The sequence below is a fragment of the Pseudoalteromonas sp. APC 3224 genome (assembly GCF_030407535.1).
Classification (GTDB): domain Bacteria; phylum Pseudomonadota; class Gammaproteobacteria; order Enterobacterales; family Alteromonadaceae; genus Pseudoalteromonas.
Genome location: NZ_JASDDF010000007.1, coordinates 48,124 through 60,642, shown reverse-complemented (window position 1 = coordinate 60,642; position 12,519 = coordinate 48,124). Strand labels below are relative to the sequence as shown.

11 protein-coding genes are annotated in these 12,519 nt (G+C 39.5%); 3 read left to right on the top strand and 8 right to left on the bottom strand.

Going from position 1 to position 12,519, the window contains the following annotated elements; genetic code table 11:
- The first annotated feature begins 19 nt into the window (after nt 1–19).
- Both QL989_RS05185 and yegD read left to right on the top strand, forming a co-directional pair.
- Complete coding sequence (locus QL989_RS05185) at nt 20–856, top strand: DNA ligase (protein WP_198522275.1); 837 nt, start codon at nt 20–22, stop codon at nt 854–856.
- 79 nt (nt 857–935) lie between these two features.
- A complete protein-coding gene (gene yegD / locus QL989_RS05180) occupies nt 936–2,300 on the top strand; it encodes a molecular chaperone (RefSeq protein ID WP_290168800.1) in 1,365 nt (454 codons plus the stop codon).
- Between the two features lie 4 nt (nt 2,301–2,304).
- On the opposite strand, the gene QL989_RS05175 is transcribed toward yegD, so the two are convergent.
- From QL989_RS05175 to QL989_RS05165, 3 genes are all read right to left on the bottom strand, one after another.
- Complete coding sequence (locus QL989_RS05175; protein WP_290168798.1) at nt 2,305–2,769, bottom strand: methylglyoxal synthase; 465 nt, start codon at nt 2,767–2,769, stop codon at nt 2,305–2,307.
- Between the two features lie 15 nt (nt 2,770–2,784).
- Nucleotides 2,785–3,417 (bottom strand): LysE family translocator, encoded by a 633-nt coding sequence (locus tag QL989_RS05170; RefSeq protein WP_290168796.1) that lies wholly within the window; start codon nt 3,415–3,417, stop codon nt 2,785–2,787.
- 156 nt (nt 3,418–3,573) lie between these two features.
- Nucleotides 3,574–4,749 (bottom strand): multidrug effflux MFS transporter, encoded by a 1,176-nt coding sequence (locus QL989_RS05165; RefSeq protein WP_198522272.1) that lies wholly within the window; start codon nt 4,747–4,749, stop codon nt 3,574–3,576.
- Nucleotides 4,750–4,933: 184 nt separating this feature from the next.
- Between QL989_RS05165 and QL989_RS05160 the strand changes: the two genes are divergently transcribed.
- Nucleotides 4,934–5,407, top strand: a complete 474-nt coding sequence (locus QL989_RS05160) for a hotdog fold domain-containing protein (RefSeq protein WP_008109556.1) — start codon at nt 4,934–4,936, stop codon at nt 5,405–5,407.
- A gap of 84 nt (nt 5,408–5,491) precedes the next feature.
- On the opposite strand, the gene QL989_RS05155 is transcribed toward QL989_RS05160, so the two are convergent.
- The 5 genes from QL989_RS05155 to QL989_RS05135 all read right to left on the bottom strand — a co-directional run bounded on the left by QL989_RS05155 (nt 5,492) and on the right by QL989_RS05135 (nt 11,845).
- Nucleotides 5,492–5,974: a polymer-forming cytoskeletal protein gene (locus QL989_RS05155; protein WP_290168791.1), complete on the bottom strand. Its 483-nt coding sequence runs from the start codon at nt 5,972–5,974 to the stop codon at nt 5,492–5,494.
- Nucleotides 5,964–7,118 (bottom strand): M23 family metallopeptidase, encoded by a 1,155-nt coding sequence (locus tag QL989_RS05150; RefSeq protein WP_290168788.1) that lies wholly within the window; start codon nt 7,116–7,118, stop codon nt 5,964–5,966. The genes QL989_RS05155 and QL989_RS05150 overlap by 11 nt, the downstream gene beginning before the upstream one ends.
- Nucleotides 7,119–7,261: 143 nt before the next feature.
- A complete protein-coding gene (gene fahA, locus QL989_RS05145) occupies nt 7,262–8,575 on the bottom strand; it encodes a fumarylacetoacetase (RefSeq protein ID WP_290168786.1) in 1,314 nt (437 codons plus the stop codon).
- Nucleotides 8,576–8,786: 211 nt separating this feature from the next.
- On the bottom strand, nt 8,787–9,833 hold the full coding sequence (gene hppD, locus QL989_RS05140; RefSeq protein WP_076918939.1) for a 4-hydroxyphenylpyruvate dioxygenase: 1,047 nt from the start codon (nt 9,831–9,833) through the stop codon (nt 8,787–8,789).
- A gap of 512 nt (nt 9,834–10,345) precedes the next feature.
- Nucleotides 10,346–11,845: a peptide MFS transporter gene (locus QL989_RS05135; protein ID WP_198522267.1), complete on the bottom strand. Its 1,500-nt coding sequence runs from the start codon at nt 11,843–11,845 to the stop codon at nt 10,346–10,348.
- Nucleotides 11,846–12,519 lie beyond the last annotated feature (674 nt).

The window sequence follows — 12,519 nt, the reverse complement described above, 5'->3', positions numbered from 1 at the left end:
AATTTGCAAGGATGCAGCAATGATTAAAGCAACGCTGTTTACTTTTTTAACCCTCATTAGTTCGGGCTTATTGGCGCAATTGCCTCCAGTGCAACTTGCTAATGTTTACGATGAAACTAAGCATGAAGATATTCGTCAATATTTGGTGAGTGAAAAGTATGACGGAGTAAGAGCAATCTGGACGGGAAAGCAGTTTGTAACCCGTCAAGGCAACTCCATAAACCCGCCTAAGTGGTTTACCGCTCCTTTGCCAGACGTTTGGCTAGATGGTGAGTTATGGACCAAGCGGGGTCAATTTTCTGTACTCAGTGGTATTGTCAGAACAAAAATACCCAACGATTTGCAGTGGCAAAGTATTACTTATCAGGTATTTGATATGCCAGATGCCGGTACGCCTTTTCACCGTCGTTATCAAAATTATCTGTCACTCATTACTAAGCTAAATAGCCCCCATATTAAAGCGGTTAAGCAATATCAATTTAGCGACAACCAGCAACTCAGTGATTATTTTAATCAGGTTACTAAACAAGGCGGCGAGGGCGTTATGCTTCATTTAGCAGAGGCTAAGCATACAACTGGTCGCTCTAGTGCATTGTTAAAACTCAAGCCATATTTAGATGCCGAAGCATTAGTAATTGAACATTTACCGGGTAAAGGTAAATACACAGGAATGCTTGGCGCATTGAAAGTACAGACAAAACAGGGGCTGATATTTTCTATTGGCACGGGTTTTAGTGATAAAGAGCGAAAGTATCCGCCAGCTATAGGCTCAACAATTACTTATCGGTACCACGGGTACACTAAAAATGGCTTGCCGCGTTTTGCCAGCTTCTTACGGGAAAGACCCGAAAAATAAAGAGTGTAGGCCAATTCAGTATATATTTTTTAGCAATTATGCTAAATTGCGCGGCCTTTTTAGTGATGTTTGGTGATCTATGTTTGTTGGTTTTGATTATGGTAGTTCTAATTGTGCTATGGGTGTTTTAAACGAAGAGCGTGTTCAGCTCATTCCTTTAGAGCAAGGCAAACATTATCTTCCATCAACTTTATACACACATCATAGTGCTTTAGTCGTTGATTTTGTAGCGCAGCACTTGCAGGGCTCAGAGCATGAGCATGGCTATAAAACCGCGCGCCAACCGTTACTTAATACGCTTGCGCGAATTAAATCAGACCTAGACCTACAAACCGGCGACGAAACTTTATTCATTGGCCGTGAGGCGATTAGCGAGTATGTGCAATTTCCTGAAGAAGGTTATTTTGTAAAATCACCTAAGTCTTTTTTTGGCGCTACTGGCTTAAAGCAAGGGCAAATTAATTTTTTTGAAGATATTGCCACTGCAATGATTTTAAAAATAAAACAACGTGCCGAATCATCGTTAGGGTATACGCTGAGCCAAACTGTTATTGGTCGCCCAGTGAATTTTCAAGCAGTTGGTGGTGAGCAGTCAAACCAACAAGCCGTGGGCATTTTAACACGTGCAGCAAACCGAGCCGGCTTTAAAGATGTGGAATTTTTATATGAACCACTTGCCGCCGGGATTGATTATGAAAGTGATTTAACGCAAGACCAAAAAGTGCTAGTAATAGATATTGGTGGTGGTACAAGTGACTGTTCATTTGTACAAATGGGGCCAAGTTTTAGGAATAAACAACAACGAGACGCAGACTTTTTGGCACATAGCGGAAAGCGAGTAGGCGGTAATGATTTAGATATTGCTCTGAGCTACCATGGTTTGATGCCGTTACTTGGCTTAGGCAGTACTTTTAAATCGGGTTTACCATTACCTAACCAGGCATTTTGGCAAGCATGTAAAATTAACGATGTGAATTTACAAAGTCAGTTTTATAGTGCTCAGCATTATCGTGAACTGAGTGCACAGCTACGCGATGTGAGTGCGCCCGATTTATATAAACGGCTCATCCATTTACAGCAAAATAAGCAAGGACATCAATTAGTTCAACAAGCTGAAGCGGCAAAAATTGCACTGAGCTCTTCTGAAAACTTTAATTGTGATTTAACATTTCTAGATTCATCACTTGATAAAGATATCTCTATTAATGAATTAGCATTAGCCGTTGACGATAGTATTAGCCAAATAGTGACATTAGCAAAACAGGCCATTGCAGATGCAAACACTACCCCAGATGTAATTTATTTAACGGGTGGTAGTGCGCAATCACCACTGATCAAAGCGGCTTTAAAAACCCACTTAGGCGACATTAAAATGGTTAACGGTGATCACTTTGGCAGTGTCACCGCTGGTCTGACTAAATGGGCGAGTATGCTTTATAAATAAGCTGTTATAAAGAGATTTGTCGGGTTGCGAGGTACTTTTCGTAATCTGGCAAAGAACGCTCAAATTCGCTGTCCATAAGGGGAGAACTTAGTAACATATCAGCGCTTACTTCATTACAAGCAACAGGAATGTTCCACACCGCGGCTAAACGAAGCAATGCTTTTACATCGGGGTCGTGCGGCTGAGATGCCAGAGGATCCCAAAAAAAGATTAACACATGAATTTCATGTTCCGCTATTTTAGCACCAAGCTGCTGATCACCCCCCATAGGTCCACTGAGTAATTGTACGACATTCAAACCGGTGGTTTTTTCTATTAAATGTCCGGTTGTACCAGTGCCGTATAGCTTATGTTTACTTAGCATTGGAGTGTGTTTTTCACACCATAATTTTAGCGCGGCTTTTTTTCCATCATGTGCAACAAGGGCTATGTTTTTCTTAGCTGGAAGAGCTTGTATTTTTTGGTCCATGCTGATTCTTATTAGTTAGAGTAATAAATTGATAGCCAATGCAATAAATACAATGCCTGTGAACCTATCTATCCAAAGTTGGCTATTAGGGTGACTTTTAAAAAACTGGGCTATTTTATCGCCGAAATAAATATACGTGCAGTCGATAGGAAAAGCAAAGATTGGATAAAGCAGCCCAAAAAACGCCAGCTGAAAAGTTGCAGATGATAAGCTAGGGTCTACAAATTGTGGGATAAAAGCAATAAAAAACAAAGCCACCTTAGGGTTGAGTACTTCGGTCATCATAGCTTGAAACATCACGTTTTTGTTTTTACTGGTGGTAACATGCGGTTTATCGCTTTGCTCGCAAATGGGGGGCTTAAAGGTGCCTTTAAGCATCATAAACCCTAAATAACATAAATAGGCTGCACCTGCATATTGTACGCTGGCATAGGCTGTTTCAGAGGCTTTTAAAATAGCGCTTAAACCGACAACCGCAAAAAATGTATGTACTACGCCACCTAACGCAAAGCCAAAAGCACTCTGCATACCTGCTTTTCGCCCATTTGCAAAAGTTTGCGCCATTAAAAACGCGTTTGATGGCCCAGGCGCGACGGCCATTAAAAAGCTGGCGAGTAAAAATGAAAGTAAAAAATCAGGATTGATCATTGCACTTGATTCAAAAGAGGTTGGTAGTTAATGTTATCAAGCATATAGAAAAATAAAAAGCGGGCATATTGCCCGCTTGGTAAAGAGTTTTAACTACAGTTACAGTGCTAATTGCCTGTGGTGATTACTATTCACAGGCTCAGCAAACGTATTTTATTAGGCATATTTAGTATAACGAAACAGTAAGTAAGAAAAGGGAATTAATAATAAAAAGTGTGTGCCTATAAGCTCGGGTGTTGATAAATTTAAATATTGAGTAATAAATACCAATAAACTTGCTCCACTCATTTGCATCGCTCCCAAAAGAGCTGAGGCGGTGCCAGCTTGTTTAGGGAATAAACTCAAAGCACGCCCAGCAGCAGAGCCAAGTGTCAAAGCAAAACCAAAGGCTGCAATAAACATAGGGATCATTAATGCTAATGGGGTTTTATATTGGCTTAATACTAGCATCAGTAAGCCTGCACTCACTAACAACACAAGACCTGCTTTTAGAGCTCTTTTTGGTTGGCGTTTAATGTAAATAGGCATAATAAAGCTAGCAAGAATACTAAGCACTGCATTGAGCGAGAACCAAAATGTAAAGTCGGCTACGCTGCCACCTAACTCAGTAATAAGCCAACCAGGAGCCAGTGTTACAAATACTAATATAGCTGACATAGTGACCATACATAACAAGCTATTAAATAAAAATAACGGAGTTGAAATAATAGGGATAAAGCGCCTTAAATCTAAGATATGCCCTTGGTAATAGCTGTCTGCTGGCCTGGTTTCTCTAAATAGAAATAAGGTGACAATAAATCCCAATAGTGCAAAACCAGTTAAAAATAGAAAGTTCATTTGCCAACCAAACTGCACGGTTAACCAAGCACCTAAAATGGGGGCTAAAGCAGGAATAAAGCACACGATCCCGTTTAGGTAGGTAATTATTTGGCCACTGCGTTCACTACCAAACTTATCTCTTACTATTGCGAAAGCAACAACAAAGGTGGCGCATGCGCCTAACCCTTGAATTGCACGAGCAAACATCAGTATTAAAAAGCTAGGAGCATAGTATGCGCCTAATGCCGCCAGTCCATATAAAGTTACACCGGTTAAGGCTACCGGCTTACGTCCAAAACGATCAGCAAGAGGGCCTGCAATTAATTGCCCCAAACCAACAGTAAGCATAAAAATAGCCACCGTTTGCTGTACTTGTTTTTCGCTCACTGAAAATTGCTCTGCAATAGTAGGAAAGGCAGGTAAATAAATATCAATGCCCATAGGACAAAAAATGACGAGTAACGCTAAGATCAGTAATAAAATTAAGTTTGGTTTAGCGGGCTGTGTTTGCATCAGGTCTCCTTTTGTCGGTATTTTAAGTGGCGACTGATGAAAAAGAAAGGGCTTATGACCGATGCATCAGACATGTTACCTACTTTTAACTTTATTATGATTATTTTTGTTTAAGTATCACACTTCTTTAAACTGATCCGATGTGTTAATTTGCTTTTTAAGCAAAGACAATGGAAAAACAATAATGAGTAATGAGTCTGCATTAATAAAAACGTGGCATAAATTTAAAAAGCTGCCGTTTGGTAACTGGCTGTTTAGTAAAGCCGTATGTTTTAAAGCGCCTTACTTTGGCTCTATGAAACCTACTATTTTAGATTTAAAAGCAGGGCACTGTAGTGCTGTGGTTAAAAACACACGCCGTGTACACAATCACATTGGCACTATTCACGCTATCGCACAATGTAATTTGGCTGAGCTGTGTGCGGGGGTGATGGTTGATGCAACGGTACCTTATAAAACCCATCGTTGGATCCCTAAGGGAATGACAGTACAGTACCTGGCTAAGGTAGACACTGATGTTACTGCTATCGCTGAGATTGACTTGCCTCATCAATGGATTGATAAAGAAGATTTAGTCGTACCGGTAAAGCTTTACAATACGCGTAACGAACTGGTTTTTACCGCAGACATAACCATGTATATAACACAGAAAAAGTAAGTGTATAAGCCGCTAACGGGATTTTAAAGAGGTGATTAATGGTTTAGCCAAACAGGCAGGCTAAACCATTATAAACTAATGTAGCTAGCTTTTAGCAGCAGGCTGCTTATTTACAAACGAAAGCCCACTGTCTTCATTATCAACAATGGCTTTTACATCGTGAACCGGTTTTGGCTTATCTTTAGTATGTTCAATGACTTCTTTTTCAAAGCGCTGCTTTAAACTACCTTCAATAATAGCACCGGCCTCTATGCTTAGGGTGTCATGAAATATATCGCCAAGTACATGAGCATTATTTTCGATCTTTACTTCACTTGCATTTAAAGAGCCTATAATTTTACCTTTAACAATAACACTACTTGCCTCAACAACGCCTTCAACAACACCTGAGGTGCCGATTACTAAATGTTCGGCTTTAATGTCACCGTCGATTCGTCCGTCGAGCTGCACTTCGCCTTGGCTTACTAAAGAGCCCGTTATACGCACATCGTTAGAAATGATTGAGGGAGTGTGACTCACTCGCTTAATGGATGAGTCTGTTTTTACTTGTTTATTTTTACCAAACACGAGAAAGCGCCTTTGTTATTTTTAGTGGATTGACATGCTTGTCGTCTATTAATACTTCATAGTGTAAATGAGTACTTGTACTTCTTCCGGTACTGCCCATTAAGCCAATGACATCGTGCTTTGTGATCGCTTGACCTTTTTTAACATTAATTTTGTTTAAGTGACCAAAGCGCGTTACAACACCGTTTTTATGTTCTAACTCTATAAAGTTACCATACCCGCCATTACGGCCTGCACGAAGAACAATGCCATCGGCAGGGGCAAAAATTTCTGTTTTATGCCACCCAGCTAAGTCGATACCTTTATGAAAAGCGCGCCTTTTATTCATTGGGTCTTTTCTAAGCCCAAAATTACTAGAAATGTAATACTTAGCAGCAGGCAGAGGCAGAGTGTTTGGCAACGCCGTTAAAAAGCTCTCAAGCTGGTTTAACAGCAATAACTTATCGGCAATGACAAGAAAAGTACTTGGTATTTTACTTTCATCGAGTATATCTAGCGGGCCACCTTGCGCCGTTGTTTGTGTGCTTAATGTTAGATGTTGCGCCAGTGCGTTCTCAAGAACCGTGCCTTGAAGTATTTCTATAATCGCATCATGGCGCTGATTAATCTGCGCAGCCAATAACGTGAAATTAGTATCGTACTGCTGATTTAGCATGATGTAGCGCTGCTCAAAACTGGTTTGTGCATGCTCATTTTGTGTTTTGTCTTCTTCGAGCGGCTCATGAAATTCGCTTTCGTTCTCATTAATAGGAGAAGATTCAAGCTCACCCTCTAATTTTATTACATCTTTGCTGATAGAAGCTGGGAGTGATTCAATCATACCTTGAAGTAAAGCTTGTTTTTGTTCAAGTTCAGCTAACTGCTCTTGCTGCAATGCGTAGCGTTGTTGCTGTTGCTTTACTTTTTGTTGCCATTGTACTTGCTTATCAAGCTGAGTTTGCTCGATATGAGAAATTTGGTGTGTTTGCATATAAACACGGATACTCGAAACACTGATCCATGCAATAGCAATGAAAATAATAGCAAGCACAGAAACCTGTAACCAAGGCGCCAAAACAACATGCTTTACTTCACCATTTTGGCGAATGAGCAGCTGACGAGCTGGGAAATGTTTATTAAAAAAAGACTTTATAAATACAGGCATGTCACATAAATACTGGCTATTAACGGATTCAAGATAGCAATTTGAACTAAAAAAGCCAGAAAAAAATTGTAACTTCGGCTTAATTAATAAAAAAGGGCTGCTTATTCAACAACCCTTTTTTACTAGTTTATTGATTTTATATATTATTTTGCTGGTAGTACGGTGCTCTCTACAAAGCCAAAGCCAATACGTGCAAAGCCTTCTTTTTCACACCAGCCACGCATTATAACGTTGTCGCCATCTTCCAAGAAGCTACGCTGCTCGCCGTTACTTAAAGTAATCTTTTCTTTACCACCACGAGAAAGCTCAAGTAATGAACCCGCTTCTTCGTGAGTAGGCCCTGATTGCGTGCCAGAGCCCAGCATGTCGCCTGGCATAAAGTTACACCCGTTTACGGTATGGTGAGTTACCATTTGCGCTACAGTCCAGTATGAGTGCTTAAAGCTAGACTTAGACACTTGAGTTGGGTTGTAGCCTTCATCACGCATTTTTTGTGTTTGAATTTTAACATCCATTTGAATATCAAATGCACCTTGATCACGGTTAGCCGTTGATTCTAAGTACTCGAGTGGCTGCGGATCATTTTCATCACGCGTCCAGCTTGTTCTGTATGGTGCAAGTGCTTCGGTGGTAACAATCCATGGAGACACGGTTGATGCGAAATTTTTCGCTAAGAATGGACCAAGCGGTTGGTATTCCCATGCTTGTAAATCACGTGCTGACCAATCGTTGAAAACACAAAAGCCGAATACATGCTTTTCAGCATTTTCAATTGCAATAGCATCGCCCAGATCATTACCTTTACCTAGGTAAATACCTAGTTCCAGCTCATAATCAAGGCGCTTACATGGACCAAATGAAGGAACTTCTGCATCTGGCGCTTTAGTTTGTCCTTTAGGGCGATGAAACTGCTGCCCAGACACGCCAATAGACGATGAGCGACCATGATAACCAATCGGCACCCATTTGTAGTTTGGTAGTAATGGGTTATCGGGACGGAATAAACTTCCTACGGCAGTCGCATGATAAATTGATGTATAAAAGTCAGTGTAATCGCCAATGCGACACGGTAGAGAAAATTCAATTTCGGTTTGTGGTATAAGCGCTTGTGCTAGTTGCTCTTGATGAGCAGAGCCTTCACGTAATGCTTTAGACAGTGCTAAACGAAGCGCTGACCAATATTGCTCACCTAATCCCATAAACTCGTTCAAAGTCGGATTACTTGCAGATGAAACGGCTGTTTGGGCGTCACCTGAAAAAATACCGAGTTCATTTACTTTTGCTAAATCAATAACCTGATCGCCAATGGCAACAGCACCACGAAAAGCTTCATTGCTATTTTTGCGACGTACTTCTGCAAAAGGTAGGTTTTGAATAGGGAAGTCACATTGTGCATCATTTGCTGATGCTACCCAGCTAGTTAAATTTATATCATGGGTTTCGTTAATTAAACTCATTACATTTCCTTTGGTTTAGTTGGTCGCGCTTATCAGTATAAATATCAATTTATTAAATAAGAATATAGCACCCGTTAATTTCATCTATTACTTAGCTATATGGTGATGAAAAGCGCGATTTAAACACACAGAGAGATAGTTTTACCTCTCAATTACGATTAAACGACAAAAAGCAGCGAAATACGCTGCTTTTTAAAGTCACTTTATTTGCTTATAAAACGCCGCGGCGTTCTTGATCTCGCTCGATTGATTCGAATAGCGCTTGGAAGTTACCTTCACCAAAGCCGCCATCATCAACTCGTTGAATCATTTCAATGAAGATAGGACCAAATAAGTTTTTAGAGAAAATTTGCAGTAAATAGCAATCTTCGCTTTGGCTATCAACAAGGATTTGATGTTCACGGATTTTTTCTTTGTCTTCTTTAACCCATGGAACACGGTCAAAAATAGTATCGTAGTACTCTGGAATAATATCTAAAGTAGCGATAGTCGATTTATCAAGCTTATCTAGTGAGCTTACTAAGTCGTCAGTTAAGAACGCTAAATGCTGCACACCTGGGCCATTGTATTCACCTAGGTATTCATCAATTTGGTTATTGTCGTTGCCTTTACCTTCATTGATTGGAATAGAGAAGGTACCGCATGGTGATTTTAATGCATATGAAAGCAGGGCTGTTTTTTGGCCCTTAATATCAAAGTAACGTACTTCGGTAAAACCAAACACGTCTTTGTAAAAGTTAGCCCATGTTTCCATAGTACCTTTATATACGTTGTTGGTTAGGTGGTCGATACGTAAGAAGCCTTTACTCTCTACTTTGTTTGGCTCGCTCAGATCTTCGAAATCATTATCGTAGATAGAGCCTTTATCTCCAAATTGTTCAATAAAGTAAATTAAGCTATCGCCAATGCCGTAAATAGCAGGGTACGGTAAGTCTTTATTAGCTGCATCAGTAGCTGGCTTAGCGCCGCGCTCAACCGCAGCTTCAAACGCTGCTTGAGCGTTCTCTACACGCCAGCCCATAGAACAAATTGCTGGGCCGTGGTTTTTAGCAAACTCAGCTGAAAAGCCGTCGCGTTCATTATTTAGTAAAAAATGAATATCGTTTTGGTTGTAATAAACAATGTCTTTACCTTTGAATTTTTTTAATTTTGAAAAACCAAAATCGGTAAACACTTTGTCCATGTAATCGGCATCGGGTGTTGCGTATTCAGTAAACTCAATACCAACCAAACCTAAAGGATTATTTACTTCACTCATTATAATTACTCCCGCAATTAAGCACTGCGATTATTAGTTATCGTATTGCCTGCATGATTAACTAGATTACTGCTTTGGGGAAGAGGGTGTTGTGATTTAGTAAATAGCGCGTGTGTAAATTTTACGGGACGGTTAGCAAAGCATGACATTTATTTACATACGAGCCTAGGTAAGTAAAAATTAGTTAGCTCGAATAATGTATGGGATTTAAATTTAAGTTACTGATTTAATTTGTTTTACATTTATTTTTTTATCTATTTTCTTAGTTCTTATACACTAAAAAAAGAGTGGTTTTTGTATTTTATTGTTTACACTCAACCTGAGCTTAGCTGCTTACGACATTAACAAAACAATAGATACTGAGGGTTTGATTCACTAACTCCACTTATTGTGTAGTATGTATTACGCTGTAACAAATAGGTTAGCCATAAAAATACCCCCTGCAGTTAGCTGCAGGGGGTATTTAATATCATTAGTCAAAGCGCATAATTACGCGTTGTGATTAATTTAAATTATTGGGCTGGTGAGGTTTGCTCTAAACCTTGTTTTTCCCATACCTTAGCTTTGAAGCTCATCAGTACTAAGATGATACCTACACCGATACTAAATAATGCAATTTGTAAGTAAAGGTTAGGAATTTCTGCAACATTGTTAGGATCAAAGTTACCAGCAAGTAAGCCTGAAATTACGTTACCAATTGAGTATGTAAGTACAAATACACCCATCATTTGACCCGTATAGCGACGAGGAGATAATTTACTTACCGCACTCAATGCAACTGGGCTTAAACAAAGTTCACCCACTGTATGTAAGAAATACGTTGTAACCAGCCAGTAAGGAGCTACTTTTAAGCCTTCAGCTGCGTAATGGGCTGCCATGAACATAACTAAAAAGCCTGAAGCCATAATAACTAAGCCCAATGCACATTTTACGCTATAAGTAGGCGATACCATTTTCTTAGATAAATTAATCCAAAGAGCGGCAAAAAATGGTGATAGGGCAATAATGAATAACGAATTTAGAGATTGGAACCAAGTCGTTGGAATTTCAAATGTGCCAATAAGACGGTCTGTGTAGTCACGAGCAAATAGGTTTAATGAAGAGCCCGCTTGTTCAAAGCCAGACCAAAAACACGCAGAAGCAACACAAACTAAAAACAGCGCCCACATTCTTTGCTTTTCAGCGTCGGTTAGTTTGCCTTTAAAATAAACAAGGCCAAAGTAGATGAAAAAGATAACAGTAAATACAACTGCTGTGTAACCTGCAACAATAGTCGGGTTAATAACTATAGCGCCTGTCATCGCAGCAGCAGTCACGCCGGCAACAACAATTACAAACGCAGCAATACCGCCCCATGCGCGTGAAGCACCTTTAGGGCTTAATGGATTCGCAGGTAACGAGCTATGTTCTGGTAAGTTATTAAGTGTACGTTTGTACTGCACTAAACCAATAGCCATACCTACAGCAGCTGCACCAAATGCCCAGTGCCAGCCTACGTTTTCCATAAAGTAACCACAAACGTAGTAACCAATTAAAGAACCTAAGTTAATACCCATGTAGTAAATAGCGTAACCACCGTCACGGCGTTCATCTTCGTCAGTATAAAGCTGACCAACCATGGCACTGATATTAGGTTTAAGTAAACCAGTACCCGTTGCGACAAAGATTAAACCAATGAAAAAAGAATATTCATGCGGAACGGCTAAAATAATGTGGCCACACATGATGATGATACCGCCGTACCATACTGCTTTTTGACCACCAAATAATCTATCTGCTAACCAGCCACCAGGTAAACCTAAAAAGTACACTGAACCTGTGTATAAGCCATAAATTGCAGCAGCAGAAGCAACGGTAAATCCTAAGCCTTCTTGTTGTAAACTTGCTGTCATAAACAATACGAGCATAGCTCGCATACCGTAATAACTCATTCGCTCCCACATTTCTGTGAAAAATAGGGTCGAAAGTCCTTTAGGGTGACCAAACCAGCCACTGTCAGAATTTGAACTCATATTTACTTCCTAATTCATTATTGTTTTGATGACCTTGTGGTTTTTTATTTAGCTAAATTGGTACTTTTTAAAAGTATAATAAATGCTCGATCATCAGTGTTTTTTATGCAGCTAAGGTAATGGTTTGCTAAACGCAGCTATACGTTTAGGTAAGAGTCACACCCTTATCCTAGTTACAATTGCGCCTAAGTATACATAGACCTTTGTACGAGGGGAAGCGTTGAGCGCGCTATCACACATCCGTTATGTAATTGTTAAATACTAGGCGCTAAAACCCTGGTTGTTGCGATAAACACTTAAGCTTATCAAAAAAGATATTTAACAACACAAGTAATATTGTCTTTGCAAAGCTAGCTTTTAATTGGTTTTAAGCTCTATCGAAAACATATAAAACCGCTTTATTTACCAGGGGTTACAGGTACCAAGTTATTCAACAACAGTTAACCTTTAGTACTTTATTTTAATAATCACGGTTTAGATTAAACATGAATAAATATTAGCGTTTGCACAGCAATGATTAGCTCATTGCAGAATATAATTTATACAAAGTTAGCTTGGCTATATTTACAAGTAATAACCCCGAGTTTTAGTAAACAGCTAAGATAAATATTTTAAGTGTTTGAAAAAGCGCTCTAGGGAGTAAAAAAACATTTTTCGTCCAAATTTCTTTACAA